12 protein-coding genes, 21 tRNA genes and 2 rRNA genes (1 of these 35 cut by a window edge) are annotated in these 20,963 nt (G+C 39.2%); 2 read left to right on the top strand and 33 right to left on the bottom strand.

The features are described from left to right. Positions 1 to 414 precede the first annotated feature (414 nt). The 4 genes from menB to Q5760_RS05690 all read right to left on the bottom strand — a co-directional run bounded on the left by menB (position 415) and on the right by Q5760_RS05690 (position 5,272). Positions 415 to 1,233, bottom strand: a complete 819-nt coding sequence (menB, locus tag Q5760_RS05705; protein ID WP_428911242.1) for a 1,4-dihydroxy-2-naphthoyl-CoA synthase — start codon at positions 1,231 to 1,233, stop codon at positions 415 to 417. Positions 1,234 to 1,305: 72 nt separating this feature from the next. Then, positions 1,306 to 2,112, bottom strand: a complete 807-nt coding sequence (gene menH, locus Q5760_RS05700; protein ID WP_428911241.1) for a 2-succinyl-6-hydroxy-2,4-cyclohexadiene-1-carboxylate synthase — start codon at positions 2,110 to 2,112, stop codon at positions 1,306 to 1,308. Then, the gene (gene menD / locus Q5760_RS05695) at positions 2,112 to 3,863 is read right to left on the bottom strand and encodes a 2-succinyl-5-enolpyruvyl-6-hydroxy-3-cyclohexene-1-carboxylic-acid synthase (protein WP_428911240.1); all 1,752 of its coding nucleotides are present in this window, start codon (positions 3,861 to 3,863) and stop codon (positions 2,112 to 2,114) included. The genes menH and menD overlap by 1 nt, the downstream gene beginning before the upstream one ends. A gap of 5 nt (positions 3,864 to 3,868) precedes the next feature. Next, the gene (locus tag Q5760_RS05690) at positions 3,869 to 5,272 is read right to left on the bottom strand and encodes an isochorismate synthase (protein ID WP_428911239.1); all 1,404 of its coding nucleotides are present in this window, start codon (positions 5,270 to 5,272) and stop codon (positions 3,869 to 3,871) included. Positions 5,273 to 5,751: 479 nt separating this feature from the next. On the opposite strand from Q5760_RS05690, the gene Q5760_RS05685 reads away from it, so the two are divergent. After that, positions 5,752 to 6,690, top strand: a complete 939-nt coding sequence (locus Q5760_RS05685) for a 1,4-dihydroxy-2-naphthoate polyprenyltransferase (RefSeq protein WP_428911238.1) — start codon at positions 5,752 to 5,754, stop codon at positions 6,688 to 6,690. A 151-nt stretch (positions 6,691 to 6,841) separates the two neighbouring features. Here the strand turns inward: Q5760_RS05685 and Q5760_RS05680 are convergent, their stop codons facing one another. Further along, positions 6,842 to 7,375 (bottom strand): N-acetyltransferase family protein, encoded by a 534-nt coding sequence (locus Q5760_RS05680; RefSeq protein WP_428911237.1) that lies wholly within the window; start codon positions 7,373 to 7,375, stop codon positions 6,842 to 6,844. A 219-nt stretch (positions 7,376 to 7,594) separates the two neighbouring features. Here Q5760_RS05680 and Q5760_RS05675 point away from each other — a divergent pair, with 219 nt between their 5' ends. After that, positions 7,595 to 8,344, top strand: coding sequence for a TraR/DksA C4-type zinc finger protein (locus tag Q5760_RS05675; protein ID WP_428911236.1), 750 nt, complete (start codon positions 7,595 to 7,597; stop codon positions 8,342 to 8,344). 38 nt (positions 8,345 to 8,382) lie between these two features. On the opposite strand, the gene Q5760_RS05670 is transcribed toward Q5760_RS05675, so the two are convergent. The 28 genes from Q5760_RS05670 to Q5760_RS05535 form a co-directional block, all read right to left on the bottom strand. Further along, entirely contained in the window at positions 8,383 to 10,767 is a 2,385-nt protein-coding gene (locus Q5760_RS05670; protein WP_428911235.1) for a glycogen/starch/alpha-glucan phosphorylase, read from the bottom strand. Next, positions 10,754 to 12,205, bottom strand: a complete 1,452-nt coding sequence (gene glgA / locus Q5760_RS05665; protein WP_428911234.1) for a glycogen synthase GlgA — start codon at positions 12,203 to 12,205, stop codon at positions 10,754 to 10,756. The genes Q5760_RS05670 and glgA overlap by 14 nt, the downstream gene beginning before the upstream one ends. Then, positions 12,202 to 13,227, bottom strand: coding sequence for a sugar phosphate nucleotidyltransferase (locus tag Q5760_RS05660; protein WP_428911233.1), 1,026 nt, complete (start codon positions 13,225 to 13,227; stop codon positions 12,202 to 12,204). The genes glgA and Q5760_RS05660 overlap by 4 nt, the downstream gene beginning before the upstream one ends. A 47-nt stretch (positions 13,228 to 13,274) precedes the next feature. Continuing rightward, positions 13,275 to 14,405 (bottom strand): glucose-1-phosphate adenylyltransferase, encoded by a 1,131-nt coding sequence (locus Q5760_RS05655; RefSeq protein ID WP_428911232.1) that lies wholly within the window; start codon positions 14,403 to 14,405, stop codon positions 13,275 to 13,277. Then, positions 14,353 to 16,290, bottom strand: coding sequence for a 1,4-alpha-glucan branching protein GlgB (gene glgB / locus Q5760_RS05650; RefSeq protein WP_428911231.1), 1,938 nt, complete (start codon positions 16,288 to 16,290; stop codon positions 14,353 to 14,355). Before glgB ends, Q5760_RS05655 begins: the two co-directional genes overlap by 53 nt. Positions 16,291 to 16,785: 495 nt before the next feature. Beyond that, a tRNA-Glu gene (locus Q5760_RS05645) sits at positions 16,786 to 16,857 on the bottom strand. A gap of 5 nt (positions 16,858 to 16,862) precedes the next feature. Beyond that, positions 16,863 to 16,953 (bottom strand) — tRNA-Ser (locus tag Q5760_RS05640). 12 nt (positions 16,954 to 16,965) lie between these two features. Beyond that, positions 16,966 to 17,040 (bottom strand) — tRNA-Asn (locus Q5760_RS05635). Between the two features lie 136 nt (positions 17,041 to 17,176). Continuing rightward, positions 17,177 to 17,253 (bottom strand) — tRNA-Ile (locus Q5760_RS05630). Between the two features lie 9 nt (positions 17,254 to 17,262). Beyond that, positions 17,263 to 17,336: transfer RNA gene (locus tag Q5760_RS05625), tRNA-Gly, on the bottom strand. A 12-nt stretch (positions 17,337 to 17,348) separates the two neighbouring features. Then, a tRNA-His gene (locus tag Q5760_RS05620) sits at positions 17,349 to 17,424 on the bottom strand. A gap of 10 nt (positions 17,425 to 17,434) precedes the next feature. Further along, a tRNA-Phe gene (locus Q5760_RS05615) sits at positions 17,435 to 17,510 on the bottom strand. 143 nt (positions 17,511 to 17,653) lie between these two features. Beyond that, positions 17,654 to 17,730, bottom strand: a tRNA-Asp gene (locus Q5760_RS05610). Positions 17,731 to 17,733: 3 nt separating this feature from the next. Continuing rightward, positions 17,734 to 17,807, bottom strand: a tRNA-Met gene (locus Q5760_RS05605). Between the two features lie 21 nt (positions 17,808 to 17,828). Then, positions 17,829 to 17,921 (bottom strand) — tRNA-Ser (locus Q5760_RS05600). 9 nt (positions 17,922 to 17,930) lie between these two features. Further along, positions 17,931 to 18,007: transfer RNA gene (locus Q5760_RS05595), tRNA-Ile, on the bottom strand. Positions 18,008 to 18,020: 13 nt separating this feature from the next. Further along, a tRNA-Met gene (locus Q5760_RS05590) sits at positions 18,021 to 18,097 on the bottom strand. Positions 18,098 to 18,124: 27 nt separating this feature from the next. Continuing rightward, positions 18,125 to 18,197: transfer RNA gene (locus tag Q5760_RS05585), tRNA-Ala, on the bottom strand. 13 nt (positions 18,198 to 18,210) lie between these two features. After that, a tRNA-Pro gene (locus Q5760_RS05580) sits at positions 18,211 to 18,287 on the bottom strand. Between the two features lie 11 nt (positions 18,288 to 18,298). Further along, positions 18,299 to 18,372 (bottom strand) — tRNA-Arg (locus Q5760_RS05575). A gap of 14 nt (positions 18,373 to 18,386) precedes the next feature. Then, positions 18,387 to 18,475 (bottom strand) — tRNA-Leu (locus Q5760_RS05570). An 11-nt stretch (positions 18,476 to 18,486) separates the two neighbouring features. Beyond that, positions 18,487 to 18,558: transfer RNA gene (locus tag Q5760_RS05565), tRNA-Gly, on the bottom strand. Between the two features lie 5 nt (positions 18,559 to 18,563). After that, positions 18,564 to 18,645, bottom strand: a tRNA-Leu gene (locus tag Q5760_RS05560). A gap of 4 nt (positions 18,646 to 18,649) precedes the next feature. After that, a tRNA-Lys gene (locus Q5760_RS05555) sits at positions 18,650 to 18,725 on the bottom strand. Between the two features lie 22 nt (positions 18,726 to 18,747). Further along, positions 18,748 to 18,820: transfer RNA gene (locus Q5760_RS05550), tRNA-Thr, on the bottom strand. A 6-nt stretch (positions 18,821 to 18,826) separates the two neighbouring features. Continuing rightward, a tRNA-Val gene (locus tag Q5760_RS05545) sits at positions 18,827 to 18,902 on the bottom strand. 6 nt (positions 18,903 to 18,908) lie between these two features. Beyond that, positions 18,909 to 19,024: ribosomal RNA gene (gene rrf, locus Q5760_RS05540) — 5S ribosomal RNA — on the bottom strand. 118 nt (positions 19,025 to 19,142) lie between these two features. Next, positions 19,143 to 20,963, bottom strand: a 23S ribosomal RNA gene (locus Q5760_RS05535); it runs 1,116 nt beyond the window's last position.

The following is a 20,963-nucleotide window of genomic DNA, read 5'->3' as shown; positions in this document are numbered from 1 at the left end:
CAAAGAAACTTTTTCTGATGTGCTCACCCCCGATAAAGAAAACTCTCCAACTGCAAGCCTTTAGGCGGAGATTAAGAGTAGTATGCACTTATGCCGGTACGACCAAGCACAAGACGAGCCGTCAAGAAGATTGACCTTTAATCTTCTTGACGGATTGTAAGAAAAGTATAGGATACTGCCCAGGGACGAAAAGATAAGACGAGTATTTCTTAAGGCGTTCTTTGCCTTCATAAGTACTGGGCTTATCCTTTCCTACCTAGGAGCCGACACCAGACAAGCTTGTGACCAAAAGAGGGGGTAGGCGCTGTAGCTAGACATTGATCTACCTTACCTTCCAAACGTAAGATATTTTAACTGTTAAAAAAACAGCCTGATGGGAGAACCATCAAGCTGACTGATTTTGTGTTCAATTGATTAAGGAAAACGAGGAAATTGACCAAAGTTTGGTTTGCGTTTTTCTTTGAACGCATCACGACCTTCTTTCGCTTCCTCCGATGTATAATAGAGTAAAGTTGCGTCACCAGCTAGCTGTTGAATACCTGCTAAACCATCTGAATCTGCATTAAAGGCCGCTTTTAAGAAGCGAAGCGCTGTTGGACTTTTTTCAAGAATTTCTTCACACCATTGAAGAGTTTCTTCTTCCACTTGGTCTAGTGGAACAACCTTATTGACTAATCCCATTTCCAATGCTTCCTGCGCATTGTATTGACGGCATAAGTACCAAATTTCACGCGCCTTTTTGTGACCCACGATTCTTGCTAAATAACCTGCACCATAACCACCATCAAAGCTTCCAACTTTAGGACCTGTTTGTCCAAAAATCGCATTGTCTGCTGCAATAGTTAAGTCACAAACAATATGTAATACATGACCGCCACCGATTGCATATCCTTTAACCATTGCAATGACTGGCTTTGGAATGACACGAATTAACCGTTGTAAATCTAATACATTTAAACGAGGAATGTTATCTTCACCAACATAACCACCGTTTCCACGCACTTTTTGATCTCCGCCAGAACAAAATGCCATATCTCCTGCACCTGTTAGGATAATAACCCCAACACTAGAGTCATCACGTGCATAAGCAAAAGCATCTAGTAATTCCATTACCGTTTTTGGACGAAATGCATTTCTTACTTCTGGTCGATTAATGGTAATCTTAGCAATCCCTTTGTAGGTTTCGTAAATAATATCCTCATAATTGCGACCCGCTACCCATTCAACTGTCATCATAATCCTCCTTTTATGTATATATAAAGCGATCCTTCCACTGCTATATGTAATCAATGGATAGTTTCTTCTTTATCGGGATAAAAATCCATCTATTATTGTACCAAATTTTTCAGAATGTTCCACATGTATTGCATGTCCACTTTTCTCAACGACTTGCCATTGGACGTTTTTCATTTTGCTTACCATCTGCTCGGCAATCGAACAAAACTTTTGATCAAGTGATCCAGTCAAAAGTAACGTTTCAATCTCACATTCATTAAGGTGATCCCACCATGAAGGTTGGACACCTGTTCCCATCCCTAACAAACTATTAGCTAAGCCAGTGGTCGAATTTTGCAATCTCTGCTCTCTAATCTCCTGTTGCTTACCTATGGGAAGAGTCTTTTGTGTAGAGAAAAGCGGGATATTCTCCCAATAATCGACAAAATCCTCAATGCCCTTTTCAAGAATAAACTGAGCTAACTTCTTATCTTGAATTTGTCGATTTTTTCTTTCCTCTTCGATTTTTAGTCCAGGGGATGAGCTTTCTAGTATTAATTTACGTACCCTATGAGGATACTTCATTGCATAACTTAAGGCTAGTCTACCACCCATTGAATATCCCAAAATATCTACTGTATCCCATTTCAAGGTTGAGATGATTTCTTCAATATCATTCGCAACAGACAAAATATCATATCGATTAAGATCTTCTGGGGAATCCGTTCTGCCATGCCCAATGATATCAACGGTAACAAGTTTATGTTTATTTTTTAATCGATTGACTGTAGTGGACCATGTAGAACCATCCCCCGTAAATCCATGCAATAAAATAAGCGGAAATCCTTCTCCTTGAATATCTAAAAAGTAAGATACATTTCCAACTGAAATATACATTATTTTCCACCTAACAACGTATTTCTTATTTCCTGGGAAACAGATTTCCACAAATCACGATGTTGTTTTACATTTTCATCACGATTTGTCACTATTTCAATCACTCTTAAACCACTTCTTGTTCGATCCTCGATCATTTCTTTTTTAAATTGATCCCAATTTTGTATTGATACAAACTGTCCTCCATACATTTCGACCGCTTTACTGTAATCTAAGTCTAATGGTGTTCCAAACAACAATTCAAAATGCTTTGGATGTTCATACTGTGGTAAAAAGGAAAAAATGCCTCCACCATTATTGTTCACAAGTAATATCGTGATATCTATTTCCTGAAGTTTAGCAGCAACCATTCCATTTAAATCGTGGAAAAATGTAAGATCCCCGAGTATTAAATAGAATGGTTGTTTTTTAGTTGCCGCACCTAACGCAGTTGAAACGGTTCCGTCAATTCCATTTGCACCACGGTTAGCCATGATTTTAATGTTTTTACGATTAAAGTGAAAAAATGAATCTACATCTCGAATCGGCATACTATTACCAACAAAAATCGTTGCATTTTCTGGTAAAAGTTCTACCAGTTGATAGTATAACTTGGCTTCACTAAGAAACGGCTGTTCATCCATTACCCTTATTAATTCTTTTGCCTTCTTATTAACATCTATCCATTTTTTGGAAAAAGAACTCTCCTGTTTTTGTCCGATTCGTTCGTCTAATTCCTTACAAAAGAGTGTTTCTTGACAATAAACCATATCTGTAGACAATAGTGAAGGATCTCTCCAGCCCCCACCACCATCTACTACGATTTGCTTAGCTGTGTGATTCTCTTTTAAAAAGAAGGTTAGATGTTTGGAAACTGGCATTGAACCAAACCGAATGATTATCTCGGGTTTCAGATGGGATCGAATGTCTTCATTTCTAAGAAATGTATCATATGCATCGATAATCAAATCTCCGGAATGAGTACCACTTCGAAGTTGTGAAAGTGGGTCTGCAATAATCGGGAAATGAAGTTTTTTTGCTAACGAAATGACTGCTTCCGGAAACCCATCTTCTTCGATTCCTCCACAAATAATGATTCCCTTATCAATGGCATTTAATTTATCACGATAATGATTATATTCTGTTTCTTGTAATGCTAATGTTGCACGCTGAATTTCAACCAAGCCTTCCTCGCTTACATCTTGATTAAATAACCCTTCATTCTCTATTTGAGGTATTAATGGTTCCCTTAAAGGGAAATTTAGATGAACAGGTCCTGCTGGGGTCCCAGAAGCTGTCGAAATTGCTCTTGCACACACGACTCTAGCGTAACGAAGCATCTCGGGCGTTCCTTCTGGTGGAGCCATTTCCATAAACCATTTCACTTGATTTCCATATAGATGTATTTGATCAATCGTTTGCGGTGCTCCAACATCCCTTAGCTCATGAGGACGGTCTGCCGTTAAAACGACTAATGGAATTCTTGAAATATTCGCTTCTACGATCGCAGGATAATAATTGGCTGCCGCAGTCCCAGATGTACATAATAGTACCGTTGGTTTACGGGTTGTCTTTGCAATTCCCAAAGCATAAAAAGCCGCAGAACGTTCATCTACTTGTATATGGAGCTTTAAAGCAGGGTGTTCAGCTAATACCATGGCAATCGGTGTTGAACGGGATCCAGGACTTACGACAACATCAATCACGCCTGAGCGAGCAAGTTCAGATACAAATGAAGCGATATACGTTGTTAAAGCTTTTCTGTGGTCCATCTATTTTATCCTCCAAGTGCCGAAAGCATCGGTTTAAATTTAATATTCGTTTCTTCAAATTCTGATTCTGATTCAGAATCCTCTACTACACCACAACCTGCAAAAATAGAAGCCTCATTCCCTTGAATTAACCCAGAACGAATCGCAACAGAAAAATCACCGTTTCCTTTGTGATCAAACCAGCCGATTGGTCCTCCAAAAAATCCACGATCTAATTCTTCCACTTCTCTTATTTTTATTAAGGCCTCATTTTTCGGTAACCCACCTAAGGCAGGTGTTGGATGCAATCTTTTTACAAGATCTAGCAATGAGGTATTAGGATTAACCTTCCCAACTACAGGTGTATATAAATGTTGAATATGCTTTAGTTTAAACAGTTGAGGGCTTTCAGGAATACAAACTTTAGAACAAGTATCATTCATCGCCTCTCGAATCATATCGACGACATATTGATGTTCGATACGATTTTTTTTATCGTCTAGCAAGGTATTACCTAGTTGAAGATCCTCTTTTTCTGACTTTCCTCTCGCTATTGAACCCGCAAGGCAAGCAGAAAAAACTTGATCTCCTTCTTTTTTGACCAATCGTTCAGGCGTTGCTCCCATAAAACAATCCCCATTTGATTCAAAGGCAAATATAAAACTATTATGTTGATCTTTAAGTAATGAGTTGAGTACCTTCTCTATGACAATCCTTTTATTGAAGATTAGCCTTAATTCTCTAGCTAGAACGACCTTTTTTAAAGAAGGATTGTTTTGTAAATCGTGGGCAACCTTGTCCACTGCCTGTTTCCATTTTTCTGGATTAATATCTATTCTTTTAACTAGTAAATGATTTTCGACTGGTAAACGATAAGTAACACTAGCTTCTACGATTTCCTTCATTTCCATCTCGATCTTATCAATCATGGTTGAATCATCTTGATCAGAACAGATGACGTTTGTTGTTAGATATACCTGGTGATCTTTAACCGTCAACATATATTTTGGAACATGGAAGATGGAATCATCAAAGTTTGACCACAATTTCGTTTTTTCTTTTAAAGGGTCAAAGGATAAACAACCAAAAGCTGTAGGACCTGTTCCTTGCGTATTTTCAGTTGTTTGAATAATGGCTTTCTCTATCAAACGATTCCATTCTTTTTCCACATGAAAAAAGCGGTCAGCTTCCTGATCCGTTACCATTCTTTTACATATTCCTAATCCTATTAAATAAAATTCCTCAGAAGGATGTTTCCAGAAAAACCTTTCTCCGTGATATTTATTAAATCCTGCCGCAAAAAAAGAAAGCGGCTCAATGGATTCGATCTTTTGAACATCGCTTACTAAAATGGAGGCAGAGGTTTTTTTTGCCTTCTCGATCCCTTTAAGAATCCCTTCTTTTAATTCAGTTTTTTGTATCGTAACCAAAAAACCACCTCCATTAGCTATCGTTTTTCGATACCATGTTGTGAAAGTCTTAACTCATTGTTTTACTAAAATATAGCTATTTTTACTACCTAATCATATCATAATCAACCTTAAATGACTATTATCACAATTAGATATTAAATGGCTAAAATCAAATGAATACTTGTTCGAATTGGTTTTATTTACTATTTTAATATAATATTTTACAGATTCACATAAAGCATTAGTTTTTCAATAGATAAAAGACTTTATGATACTATTCATAAATAAACTCTATCGTTCATATTCATTGACAGTAACAAGATATTTTCATAAACTAATTGTAACGAAATGTTCAAACTTAAGATTATTCTGATAAAGTGAAACTTGGTAAACTTGCTAAAATAGAGTTTGTTCTCTATTAATAGTGAACTGTTAGCCAGATCGGGACAACGGTTCTGACTCCAGATGTAGATGAAGGGGAAACGAGGGAAATAAATATGCAGACACAAATAAATAATCATTCCTCACTTAAAGAACAAAAAAATTGGCGTGTTTGGTGGAGATTAACTCGCCCACATACACTTACCGCATCTTTTGTTCCAGTGATCCTTGGTACTGTTATTGCGGTGAATTATGGAACTGAAGTAAATTCACTATTATTTTTTATGATGTTAGTAGCAAGTATTTTGATCCAAATTGCAACTAACTTATTTAATGAGTATTACGATTATAAAAGAGGCTTGGATCACGAAGGTTCTGTTGGAATTGGCGGCGGTATCGTCCGTGACGGAATCCGACCTAAAACCATTATGAATCTTGCTCTAAGTTTATATGGCATTTCTTTATTAATTGGAGTTTATATTTGTATGAATAGTAGTTGGACGCTGGCTTTAATAGGTCTGGCATGTATGCTAATCGGATATCTATATACAGGCGGACCGATACCAATTGCTTATACACCATTTGGAGAGCTTGCATCAGGCTTTGTCATGGGAATGGGAATTGTATTAATTTCCTTCTTTATCCAAACTGGAACCGTTACATTAGAAAGTATTTTAATTTCAACACCGATTATGATTTTAGTTGGAAGCATCAACTTGTCTAATAATATTCGCGATCTAGATGGGGATAAAGAAAATGGACGACGTACACTTGCGATTTTACTTGGGAAAAAGAAAGCTGTTTTGTTCTTAGCTAGCTCACTTGCAATTTCGTACATTTGGGTATTCAGTTTAGTTGGTTTTGGCATCATTTCCCCTTGGATTTTACTCGTTGTATTAAGTATTCCAAAGGCTCTTACTGCAGTAAAAGGATTCCTGCAAAATTATGCCCAAGCACCTATCCATATGATGCCTGCCATGAAAGCAACTTCTCAAACCAATACCTTTTTCGGACTTCTATTATCAATTGGTCTATTTATAGGGACGATTATTTAAATAACTTCTCTCTTATCATAATAGGTTCGGTTGATGGGAAGAAAAAATGAATGACAAGTTAAAACGCTCAGATTTTTTCTGAGCGTTTTTTTGGTGTTATATTTACCAACCTAATTGAACTAAAATTGCTCTAGTTCAATTAGGTATAGCTTTATTCTTCTTCCATACATAATACTGAGACATCTTTCCAGCCATAAGCAACATCATCTACTACCATACCTCCAAACTCACTCTTCCTACGAAGATATTCCTTTCCTCCCATACGTTCATAGAAACCAACCCCAGTTTTATTTTGTTCCATTACCCATACCAGCATAGAAGCAATGCCATTTTCTCTAAAATGCTTAGCAATAGCTGAAACCAGTTGTCTTCCTACACCTAATCCCCTACATTCCTGCAACAGATAAAGGGAGTATAATTCTCCATCAAAATTTTTGTCATTAATACTTTTGCCTGATGCAAAACCTATAATTTTTCCTGCATTATTAATTGCGATATAGATAAAGGGTTCATTTTCATTAATTAAAAAGTGAAGCCACCTTTGTTCGGCCTCTTCATACGATAATCTGTCCAAATAATCGTCTGGTACCAAACCGTGATAAGTAGTCCTCCAACTATCAACATAAACTTTTGCTACGACTTTTATATCTTCTTCACTTGCTTTTTTAATCTTCAAACTAATCACCTCTAATAGTACGCAATGAAATTATTATAACATTCTTATTGAACTATTCTGCGTTAGTTTAAGAACATCATTTCACAATCTATAAAGTGAAACCTCTATCAGTGGGGGTTTTCTTAAGCAGAAGCTTTTTTATTTTCTGCAATAGACAATAAAAAATCATGTTTTGTCCCTTTATCGCTCATACTAAAGGCAATGATGATTTATGATGGGGGAATAAACATGCTGACAAATCAACAGTTAAATCAATTAAAACAATTATTATTAGATGACAAAAAAGAACTTAATGGACAATTAGAAGGAAATAAAGAGAGCAGCCTTGAGGGGCGTAATCATCGAAACACAGTCGGTGAGTTATCAGCCTATGACAACCATCCCGCGGATATGGGGACTGAGCTGTACGATCGTGAAAAGGATTTTGCTTTAGAGGAACACGCAGATACAGAATTAGATAAAGTAAATGAAGCATTACGAGCGATGGACGAAGGAACATATGGTAAATGTAAAGTTTGTGGGGTAGATATTCCATTTGAACGTTTGGAAGTAGTTCCAGCTACCCTTTATTGTGTCAAACATACCAATGAACAGAATGTTCCAAGTGACCGACCAGTTGAAGAAGATGTTCTTGAATTTGCCCATGGAAACCATTTTCAGCACCATCAATTTCGTGAAGTCATTGATAATGAAGACAGTTTCCAAGAAGTAGCACGATATGGTACTTCCGAAACCCCTTCAGATTTAAAAGGCGATTATGAAGATTACAACAGCCTTTATAACATTGGACATGATGACGAAGGCTTTACAGAAGATATTGAAACCTTTCTCGCAACTGACATTACTGGGAATGAAAGAACGGTTTACTATTCAAAGAAGCATGAAGCCTACGAAGAAATGTTAGACAACGAAGGTCTAGAAACTCTTTGGGGAGATGTTCCTTACCACCAAACAGATGGTTACGAAGAAGACAAATAAAAGCAATCCAAATAATGGAAGGTGCCAGGCACCTTCCATTATTTGGAATCTATTCCCCAAATGTCTGTTGCGTATTCATTGATTGTGCGGTCACTTGAGAAGTGTCCGGATTGGGCAATATTAGTAAGACTCATTTTTAGCCATTGTTCTTGGTTTGTATAGGTGTAAGTTACTTTTTTTTGTGCGCTAACATAAGAATCAAAATCACGCAGGACAAAATATTGGTCATTTTCCATTAACAGAGAATCGTAAATCGCTTCAAATTCATCATCTATATTAGGAAAAAAGCCACTAATCAACCCTTCTAAAACTTTGCGTATTCGTTTATCAAAATGATAGTATTCCAATGAACGATATCCCTGATAGTTTAATACTTCATCAGCTTTTAAACCGAAAATAAAGATATTGTCATCTCCGACGAGCTCTTTAATTTCAACATTAGCCCCATCTAATGTTCCGATTGTGATCGCACCATTCATCATAAATTTCATATTTCCTGTACCAGAGGCTTCTTTGCTGGCGGTGGAAATTTGCTCACTTACATCTGCTGCAGGGAAGATTTCTTCTGCTAAAGAAACTCGATAATTTTCAAGGAAAATGACTTTTAATTTTTTATTTACTTCAGGATCTTTATTCACTTTTTCGGCAACTGTATTAATCAATTTAATGATTTTTTTTGCATAATAGTAGCCTGGCGATGCTTTAGCTCCAAATATAAATGTACGGGGATAGATATGTACATTAGGTTCATCCTTTAAACAGTTATATAAATGGATAATATGTAATACATTTAACAGCTGACGTTTATATGCATGTAATCTCTTTACTTGAACATCAAAAATACTTAGTGGGTCAATCTGGATTCCCGTTTGTTCTCTAATCCGTTTCGCTAATTTCAATTTATTTTGTTGTTTTATTGTCTTCAGTCTTTCTAAGAATGCGGAATCATCTCGATATCGAAGTAACTCCTGTAACTTTAAAGGCTGTCTGATCCATTCAGAACCTATCCCCTCCGTTATTAAAGATGCTAAATCTTGATTTGACTTTAGCAGCCAGCGTCGGTGGGTAATCCCGTTTGTTTTATTATTGAATTTTTCTGGAAATATTTGATAAAAATCATTCATTTCTCGATTTTTTAAGATCTCTGTATGAAGAGCCGCTACACCATTTACACTAAAACTTCCAACGAGGGCAAGATGAGCCATTTTTACTTGATCATGAGCAATAATCGCCATTTGCTCAATTCGCTGCCAGTCTCCTGGATACTTTTCCCACAACTGCTTACAAAAACGCTCGTTGATTTCATGAACAATCATATAAATTCTCGGTAATAATGGCTGAAAAATTCGAACAGGCCATTTCTCTAAAGCTTCTGAGAGGGTTGTATGATTGGTATAGGAAATGGAAGCCGTTGTCACTTCCCAGGCGTCCTCCCAGCCAAGTCCTCCTTCATCCATCAAAATTCGCATTAATTCAGGAATCGCCAGAACCGGATGGGTATCATTAATATGAATACAAACATGATGATGAAATTGCTTTAAATTTCTGTGACTTTTCATATAACTTCTTACAATTGAACAAATACTCGCAGATACTAAAAAATACTGCTGTTTCAGACGGAGAATTTTTCCTTCATCATTTGTATCATCAGGGTACAAAAATTCGGATACCATCTCGGTATTACGCTTATATTTCATCACATTTCGATGGATTGGGAATGGTGATGGTTCCGCATTCCATAACCTTAAAGTATTCACGGTATCGTTATAATAGCCAATCACAGGGACATCATAAGGGACTGCTGTGATCCTTTCAGCATCCTCATGAAGGAATTGAAGCCTCCCGTTTTCTTCAAATGACTTAATTTTTCCCCAAAAGGGAACTTCCACGGATAAATCTGCTTTGCGAACCTCCCAGACCTGACCATGTCGAAGCCATAATTCAGGAAGTTCTACTTGATAGCCCTCTACAATTTTTTGCTCAAATAGTCCATGCTTATAACGGATTCCGAACCCATGCCCTGGTAGACCCGAAGATGCTAATGAGTCAAGAAAACAGGCCGCTAAGCGTCCTAATCCACCGTTTCCTAATCCAGCATCTGATTCAATTTCTTCAATTTCATTTAAGTTAATGCCTAATTCCCTTAACCCTTCATCAACCAACTTATCAATTCCAAGGTTCATCAAGTTGCTCCGAAGTAATCGACCTAGCAAAAATTCAATCGATAGATAATAGACTTGCTTTCCATTTTTGGAGCGATAGCGCTCATTCGTACTAATCCAATTTTTACTAACATGCTCTCTAATCATATGTCCTAAAGTATCGAATTGATCATCTTTTGAACTCTCTGCAAAACTCTTTCCACACATCATCTCGAGTCTTTGCAGAAACTGTTTTTTAAACTCTTCTTTACTTGAGAACATATTCCTCACTCCTTGAAACAAGTTCACGATAAATCTGATGATATTTCCGTGCAGACTGAGACCAACTATAATTCATATTCATTGCATTTTCCTTTAAGTGACTCCAAACCGCATTTTTATGATAAAACTGGATCGCTCTTCTTATCGTATACAGCATGTCATGAGCATTAAAGTTCGAAAAACTAAATCCATTCCCTTCACAAGTATTCTCATTATATGATTGGATGGTGTCGTTTAAGCCACCTGTTTCTCTTACAATTGGAAGTGTTCCATATTTTAAGGCGATTAGCTGTCCGAGACCACATGGTTCAAACTTAGAAGGCATTAAAAATAGATCGGCTCCCGCATAAAGTTGATGCGCTATTTCTTCACTAAAACCAATATAAGCTTTAAATTGATGACCATATTGAAATTCCATTTCACGGAAAAATTGTTCGAATTCTGGGTCACCTGTACCTAGTACAATCATTTGAATCTTTTCCGCCATGATTTCAGGGAATACCCTTTTCACCAATTGTAGTCCCTTTTGATCTGTTAATCGGGTAACCATTGTGATTAAGGGAACATCTAAAGTAGGAAGACCAAAACGGCGTTGGATGTGACGCTTATTCAGTTCCTTTAATTCGATGTTTTCAATCCCGTAGTTTTGCACAATCAACGTACTTTTTTCGGGATGATAAACCGATTCATCGATTCCATTTAAAATCCCAATAAGATCTACTTTTCTTTTTACTAACAGGCCATTTAACTTCTCACCATAATAGTCCGTTTGAATTTCATCCATATATGTAGGGCTTACTGTTGTAATCTTATCAGCAGAGACCAACCCAGCCTTCATAAAATTAATATTTCCATAAAATTCAAGCTCTTCCATATTAAAATATCGTTCTTCTAGATTAAAAAAATCGTGTATTGTTTCTTTCGGCATGATTCCTTGAAATTGAAGATTATGAATCGTAAAAACAGTTTTTATTGAAGCGTACGGGGATTGATCCTGGTATCTTCTTGTTAATAAAAATGGGATCATCCCTGTGTGCCAATCATGACAATGAATAATATCCGGAAAAAAAGAAAGGTGTCTAATGCTTTCTAAAACTGCTTGACTAAAGAAAGCAAACCTTTCTCCATCATCATCATATCCATAAAGATTTTCACGTTGAAAATATCGTTCATTATCAACAAAATAATAAATAACGTCCCCATAACGATACTCTTCTATCCCGCAATACTGGTTTCTCCAGCCTACTTCAACCGTAAATTCGGCTACTTTTTCCATTTCTTTTTGAAACTCTTCGGGAATACTTTTATATTTTGGCATCATGATTCTAATATCAGCACCAAGTTTCCTTAATTCTTTTGGCAAGGAACCTGCAACATCAGCAAGTCCCCCTGATTTCACGAATGGTACGCATTCACTTACAGCAAATAATATCTTCACGAATTCATCAACGCTCCTTGTACAGTCCCTTTTTGAATAACGAGTGGATTTTTACTTGTACCAATTACCGTTGTACCTTGCTCAACAAATACATCTTTATCAAGAATCGCTGAATCAATGTTACAATTCTCACCGATTGTACACTTTTGCATAATAATGCTGTTTTTTATGACAGCATTTTTTCCAATCTTTACTCCTCTAAAAATGATACTATTTTCTACTGTTCCATCAATAATACAGCCATTGGCAACCATCGAGTGTTTGACAGAAGATTCTCTTAAATAACGAGTTGGGGGTTCATCCTTTACCTTTGTATAGATAGGCTTCTCTGCTAAAAAGATTTGTTCCCAAACCGGTGGGCTAAGCAGTTTCATACACGCATTATAGTAGCTTTGAATAGAATCTACCTTTAATGTAATACCGGAATATTCATAGGTGCATATCGTATAGGGGGACATTTCATTGACAACGTCCTTCATGCAGGTATAGCTCGTTTTTTCTCGTGATTCAATTAATGTAATCAACAAACTTGTTTTAATCACATACATATCGAGTGATTGACCGTTTTGTTGAATTTCTGTAATATCGCAACCCCAATCGATATGTCTCTCCAAAATAGGTCGAAAATCAATATTTAAAACGGTATAACTATTTGAAATAATGGCATATTCTTGTGTACTTTTATAAAAGTAATCCAAATTAGCAGCAAAACTTGCAAAGGCTCCAATCCCATTGCTCAGAACATCTAATTTTGGAGATGGAAAGAAAAATAGACCATCCTTTTTACGATTAAGTCCCCAATTTTTTCCTGATTCTAAGTGGTCCATTAATGAGCGATATTGATATTTCGGAAAAATTGCTACGCTTTGAATACCTGAGTTCACCATGGAAGACAAGACAAAATCAATTAAACGATAACGCCCTCCTAATGGAAGTGCTGCTAATGAGCGGTGTGAAGTTAGTTCATGCAACCCTACAAAGTGAGTAGTCGCATCAATGATTCCTAATAATTTTTTCATCATATAAAGATCCTCCCCCTCTTTACCATCTTTCCGGAATGTTCTGATATTTAATTCAACATATCTTCCGTTACTAAAATGACTTCATCGGTTGAATTTTGTCTAATAACGGTATTATCGGGAATGGTTATATGAGAGGGAATAATCGCTTTTTCGATAAAGACATTTTCACCAACAATAGCATCTGGCATGACAACCACTTCCCGAAGTGTAGCCCCCTTTTTGACCGTTACCCCTTGGAAAAGGACCGATTTACTCACAAACCCTTCAATAGTACATCCTTCATTTACAAGTGATTCATGTACTTCTGCTTCTGTAGAGATATAGTGTGGCTTTTGATTTGGATTAACCGAATAAATTTGCCAATCGTAATCATATAAATCCAACTCACAACTTTCGTCCAACAAGTCCATGTTCGCTTCCCATAAACTTTTAACTGTTCCGACATCTTTCCAATATCCTTTAAAGGGATAAGCAAATAATTTTTTTTGATCTTGGAGAAATTGAGGAATAATATCTTTCCCAAAATCATGAGTAGAATTTAAGTTTTCAGCATCCTTCTTTAAATACTCTCGTAACGTTTCCCACTTAAAAATATAAATTCCCATCGAAGCCAAATTATTTTTGGGCTCTTTAGGCTTTTCCTCAAACTGAATGATTCTCAAATCTGGGTCTGTGGACATAAGCCCAAATCTACTGGCTTCATGCCATGGAACCTCAATAACTGAAATCGTAGCATCCGCACCTTTTTCAATATGGTACTCCAGCATTTCCTCATAGTTCATCTTGTAGATATGATCTCCCGATAAAATAAGCACATATTCAGGATTATAAGTTTCCAGGTAATTCAAGTTTTGATAGACTGCGCTTGCCGTACCTGTATACCATTTAACTTCTGCCGATGCACTGTAAGGTGGAAGGACCGTAATTCCTCCATCTAAACGATCCAAATCCCATGCGCTGCCAATTCCAATATAAGAATTTAAGACTAGAGGCTGGTATTGGGTTAAAACTCCTACTGTATCAATCCCTGAATTGGTACAATTACTTAGTGTAAAGTCAATAATTCTATATTTACCTCCAAAAGGAACAGCCGGCTTTGCCAAATCCTTTGTTAATGAAAGTAATCTACTTCCCTTTCCACCCGCCAATAGCATCGCAACGCACTTTTTCTTGATCATTCTTTTTCTCCTTTCTCTTGTTTACCATTCTAAGTACGGATACCCCAAATGGGGGAATTGATAGTTTAATAGAGTCTACTTTTCCATGAAAGGGTTGATTAATCGTTTTAAGAATTCTTTTATTTGTTACGCCGGAACCCCCAAATTCTACTGAGTCTGTATTTAGAATTTCTCTGTAGGATCCTTTCTTCGGTACCCCTACTAAATAGTCATGATAGACAACAGGGGTAAAGTTGCATACAAATACGAGCAAATCATTTTCTTTGCTACTTTTTCTAACAAAAGAAAAAATGGATTGCTCCGCATTATTTACATCAATCCATTCAAAACCTTTAGGATGATGATCTAATTGGAATAATGGCCTTGAACGTTTATAAATTTTCAACAATTCTTTAACATATGCAAAGGTCTTTTCATGCATGTCAAAATCTAATAAATTCCAATCTAATTGACCTTGATCTTTCCATTCAGAAAAATGTCCTAATTCAAAACCCATGAACAATAACTTTTTCCCAGGATGACCAATCATAAAGGCAAGTAACAATCTTAGCTGGGCAAACTTTTGCCAGTAATCACCTGGCATTTTATCGAGGAGTGACTTTTTACCATGAACGACTTCGTCATGTGAAAATGGAAGAACAAAATTTTCATTGAAGGCATAAAGTAAGGAGAATGTCATTTGATGATGATAATGATTTCTTTGCTCAGATGGTGTCTCCATGTATGATAAGACATCATTCATCCATCCCATATTCCATTTATAGCTAAATCCTAAACCTCCATAACAGACTGGTGTTGTTACTTGTGGCAAATCAGTTGAATCTTCAGCAAACATTAGGATGGATGGGTCATACTGAAAAACCACTTTATGGAGTTTTTTTATAAAATCAATTCCGTCCTGTTTTACTTGTTTTTCAGAACGATTAGGTAGGTATATCAAATTCGCTACAGCATCTAAGCGAAGGCCATCAATATGGAAATACTCCATCCAAAAAATCGCACTAGATATTAAAAAGCTTTGTACTTCAAGTTTGCCAAGATTAAAATTTGCCGTTCCCCAAACTGGATTTTCTCTATCCTGTTCATTAGAATAATCAAAAAGATAACTGCCATCAAATTTATAAAGACCATGGTCATCTTTACAGAAATGACCGGGTACCCAATCTAGGATTACACCTAATCCGTTTTTATGGCATTCATTTACAAAATACATAAAATCGTGGGGAGTTCCATATCGACTTGTAACAGAATAATACCCTGTACCTTGATATCCCCATGAAATATCAAGTGGATGCTCCACAAGCGGAAGAATTTCTATGTGAGTGAAACCTAAGTCTTTTACATATGGAATTAACTCAATTGCAAGCTCTTGGTAACTTAGAAAATGTCCATCATCTTTTAACCTCCATGACCCCAAATGAACCTCATAGATAGCCATCGGACTAGCAAGAGGATTATGATGGCATTTTTGTTTTTGCCACTGACGATCTTCCCATTTGAAGTCATCAAGAGAATAGACAATGGATGCTGTATTGGGTCTAACCTCTGAATAGAACGCGAATGGATCGGCCTTTAATATCGTGTCACCAGTTTCAGTGATAATTTCATATTTATATAACATCCCTTCTAAATTTTCATTTAGTGTGATCGACCATATTCCTTCTTTATTTATTCTTAATAAAGAATACCCATTACCATTCCATTTGTTAAAATCACCAACTATCCTTACGTCCATTGCATGGGGAGCCCAAACGGTAAACCTCGTTCTTATTAAATGATTATCCTTTATAAGATGGGCACCAAAAATACGATAACTTTCATATAATGTTCCTTCATGAAAAAGATGCATCTGAGATTTTGAGGTTACTAAGCACGATACAACCAATTTTTCCCCACCTATACGAATTAATATTAAATGATAGATATATATATTAGGTATATATTCTTGAGATTCTATAATAATCCTTGTTATTATTATTTAAATTTTATGACATTTAAATATATAATGATTCAAAAAAGGAATATACTACACAACAGCCGACAAAAAACAACAGCAAATTGACAAGTAACAACAATGTATTTTTGTATCATAAATGGCATCTATTAAGAATTGTTATAGTCATATTACAAATAAGTGTGAATTACACTTAATGGAAAGCAGCTGTTTAGATTACATGAAAAACAAAAACGTTTCTAAATTACCACTTCTCAATGAAAGTAACGTTTCATCTAGTGAGTAAGAATCTGATAACCATTTACTTTGGGAAAAAATAACATTCTGAAAGGAATTAAATTTTGGAGGATAGGCTGTGGAAAGGTAGCATTCTTTTCTATTAAAAAAGCTCTTGACTACTTTTAGTCAAGAGCTTTTTTAATTTTATGACCCGTACGGGATTCGAACCCGTGTTACCGCCGTGAAAGGGCGGTGTCTTAACCGCTTGACCAACGGGCCATGTATGGCGGAGAAGGAGGGATTTGAACCCTCGCGCCGGTTACCCGACCTACACCCTTAGCAGGGGCGCCTCTTCAGCCACTTGAGTACTTCTCCATAGGATTGAACTGGCTCCGCAGGTAGGATTCGAACCTACGACCGATCGGTTAACAGCCGATAGCTCTACCACTGAGCTACTGCGGAATAATTAATACTTTGTCCTAAATTCAGGTAGTGGTCTTGTGCGCTAAAAGCCTAAGGCTTTTATTGCAAAACTCATCCTCTACAGGACGATGAGTTTCTCTACCACTGAGCTACTGCGGAATAATTATTATAAAAATGGTGGGCCTAAATGGACTCGAACCATCGACCTCACGCTTATCAGGCGTGCGCTCTAACCAGCTGAGCTATAGGCCCATATACTTTTGGAGCGGGTGAAGGGAATCGAACCCTCGACAACAGCTTGGAAGGCTGTGGTTTTACCACTAAACTACACCCGCAAATTTATTTAATGGGGCGGCTGATGGGAATCGAACCCACGAATGTCGGAACCACAATCCGATGCGTTAACCACTTCGCCACAACCGCCATGAAAAAATGGTGGCTCAGGACGGAATCGAACCGCCGACACATGGATTTTCAGTCCATTGCTCTACCGACTGAGCTACTGAGCCATATAAAATAATATTTCCTAAATTTATCTAGTGGTCGAACTTGTGCTTCAAAAGCCTTTGGCTTTTGTTGCAAAACGAATCCCCTACGGGACGATTCGTTTCTCTACCGACTGAGCTACTGAGCCGTATATTTTAAATAATAATGGCGGTCCGGACGGGACTCGAACCCGCGACCTCCTGCGTGACAGGCAGGCATTCTAACCAACTGAACTACCGGACCAGATTGCGGGGACAGGATTTGAACCTGCGACCTCCGGGTTATGAGCCCGACGAGCTACCAGACTGCTCTACCCCGCGATAATAGTATTTGTATTTAAATGGCGGAGGAAGAGGGATTCGAACCCCCGCGCGGTTTAACCCGCCTGTCGGTTTTCAAGACCGATCCCTTCAGCCGGACTTGGGTATTCCTCCGCATTAAAATGGTGGACCTTGTAGGACTCGAACCTACGACCGGACGGTTATGAGCCGTCTGCTCTAACCAGCTGAGCTAAAGGTCCAATAAATTAAAAATGGTAGCGGCGATAGGGATCGAACCTACGACCTTTCGGGTATGAACCGAATGCTCTAGCCAGCTGAGCTACACCGCCATAATAGATATAATTTTAAAAAACAAGTGGAGACTAGCGGGATCGAACCGCTGACCTCCTGCGTGCAAAGCAGGCGCTCTCCCAGCTGAGCTAAGCCCCCATTATAACTAACATGGTCGGGAAGACAGGATTCGAACCTGCGACCCCTTGGTCCCAAACCAAGTGCTCTACCAAGCTGAGCTACTTCCCGTATTTTTTAAGCGCGCCCGAAAGGAGTCGAACCCATAACCTTCTGATCCGTAGTCAGACGCTCTATCCAATTGAGCTACGGGCGCATTGTTAAATTAGATGGTGCCGAGGACCGGAATCGAACCGGTACGGTAGTCACCTACCGCAGGATTTTAAGTCCTGTGCGTCTGCCAGTTCCGCCACCCCGGCTTAAAAATAAGAGCGGAAGACGGGATTCGAACCCGCGACCCCCACCTTGGCAAGGTGGTGTTCTACCACTGAACTACTTCCGCATGAATGCGGGTGAAGGGAGTCGAACCCCCACGCCTTGCGGCGCTAGATCCTAAGTCTAGTGCGTCTGCCAATTCCGCCACACCCGCAAAATGGTGAGCCATGCAGGATTCGAACCTGCGACCCTCTGATTAAAAGTCAGATGCTCTACCGACTGAGCTAATGGCTCGTACTTAAAAACATATAAAACATGCCGGCCAGAGGACTTGAACCCCCAACCTACTGATTACAAGTCAGTTGCTCTACCAATTGAGCTAGGCCGGCATAATATGGTGGAGGATGACGGGCTCGAACCGCCGACCCTCTGCTTGTAAGGCAGATGCTCTCCCAGCTGAGCTAATCCTCCATTTTCGCTTGGCGACGTCCTACTCTCACAGGGGCAATGCCCCAACTACCATCGGCGCTGAGAAGCTTAACTTCCGTGTTCGGGATGGGAACGGGTGTGACCTTCTCGCTATCGTCACCAAACTATAAGACATTTTATATTATAATGCCTTTTAATATTTTTTCAAGAGGTAATTCAAAAAAATTATTCTCTCAAAACTAGATAATGATGAAGAAAGCACTATTGAGTAATGCCTTATTTTTGGTTAAGTCCTCGACCGATTAGTATTTGTCAGCTCCACATGTCACCATGCTTCCACCTCAAACCTATCAACCTGATCATCTTTCAGGGGTCTTACTAGTTTAACACTATGGGAAATCTCATCTTGAGGGGGGCTTCATGCTTAGATGCTTTCAGCACTTATCCCTTCCGCACATAGCTACCCAGCGATGCTCTTGGCAGAACAACTGGTACACCAGCGGTGCGTCCATCCCGGTCCTCTCGTACTAAGGACAGCTCCTCTCAAATTTCCTACGCCCACGACGGATAGGGACCGAACTGTCTCACGACGTTCTGAACCCAGCTCGCGTACCGCTTTAATGGGCGAACAGCCCAACCCTTGGGACCGACTACAGCCCCAGGATGCGATGAGCCGACATCGAGGTGCCAAACCTCCCCGTCGATGTGGACTCTTGGGGGAGATAAGCCTGTTATCCCCGGGGTAGCTTTTATCCGTTGAGCGATGGCCCTTCCATGCGGAACCACCGGATCACTAAGCCCGACTTTCGTCCCTGCTCGACTTGTAGGTCTCGCAGTCAAGCTCCCTTGTGCCTTTACACTCTACGAATGATTTCCAACCATTCTGAGGGAACCTTTGGGCGCCTCCGTTACTCTTTAGGAGGCGACCGCCCCAGTCAAACTGCCCACCTGACACTGTCTCCCAGCCCGATAAGGGCTGCGGGTTAGAATGTCAATACAGCCAGGGTAGTATCCCACCGATGCCTCCACCGAAGCTAGCGCTCCGGCTTCCAAGGCTCCTACCTATCCTGTACAAGCTGTACCAAAATTCAATATCAGGCTACAGTAAAGCTCCACGGGGTCTTTCCGTCCTGTCGCGGGTAACCTGCATCTTCACAGGTACTATAATTTCACCGAGTCTCTCGTTGAGACAGTGCCCAGATCGTTACGCCTTTCGTGCGGGTCGGAACTTACCCGACAAGGAATTTCGCTACCTTAGGACCGTTATAGTTACGGCCGCCGTTTACTGGGGCTTCAATTCAAAGCTTCGCGCTTAGCGCTAACCTCTCCTCTTAACCTTCCAGCACCGGGCAGGCGTCAGCCCCTATACTTCGCCTTGCGGCTTCGCAGAGACCTGTGTTTTTGCTAAACAGTCGCCTGGGCCTATTCACTGCGGCTTCTCAGGGCTTTAACACCCTAAAAAGCACCCCTTCTCCCGAAGTTACGGGGTCATTTTGCCGAGTTCCTTAACGAGAGTTCTCTCGCTCACCTTAGGATTCTCTCCTTGACTACCTGTGTCGGTTTGCGGTACGGGCACCTAATCCTCGCTAGAGGCTTTTCTTGGCAGTGTGGAATCAGGAACTTCGGTACTCTATTTCCCTCGCCATCACAGCTCAGCCTTCACGCAGGTGGGATTTTCCTCACCTGCAGCCTAACTGCTTGGACGCGCATATCCAACAGCGCGCTTACCCTATCCTCCTGCGTCCCCCCATCACTCAAACGGATTTTGGTGGTACAGGAATATCAACCTGTTGTCCATCGCCTACGCTTTTCAGCCTCGGCTTAGGTCCCGACTAACCCTGAGCGGACGAGCCTTCCTCAGGAAACCTTAGTCAATCGGTGGATGAGATTCTCACTCATCTTTCGCTACTCATACCGGCATTCTCACTTCTAAGCGCTCCACAAGTCCTTCCGGTCTTGCTTCAACGCCCTTAGAACGCTCTCCTACCACGGACATCGTAGATGTCCATCCACAGCTTCGGTGATACGTTTAGCCCCGGTACATTTTTGGCGCAGAGTCACTCGACCAGTGAGCTATTACGCACTCTTTAAATGGTGGCTGCT

Source organism: Niallia sp. Kr1 (assembly GCF_050389805.1).
GTDB lineage: Bacteria > Bacillota > Bacilli > Bacillales > Cytobacillaceae > Bacillus_BD.
This window is presented reverse-complemented; position numbering and strand designations above follow the sequence as displayed.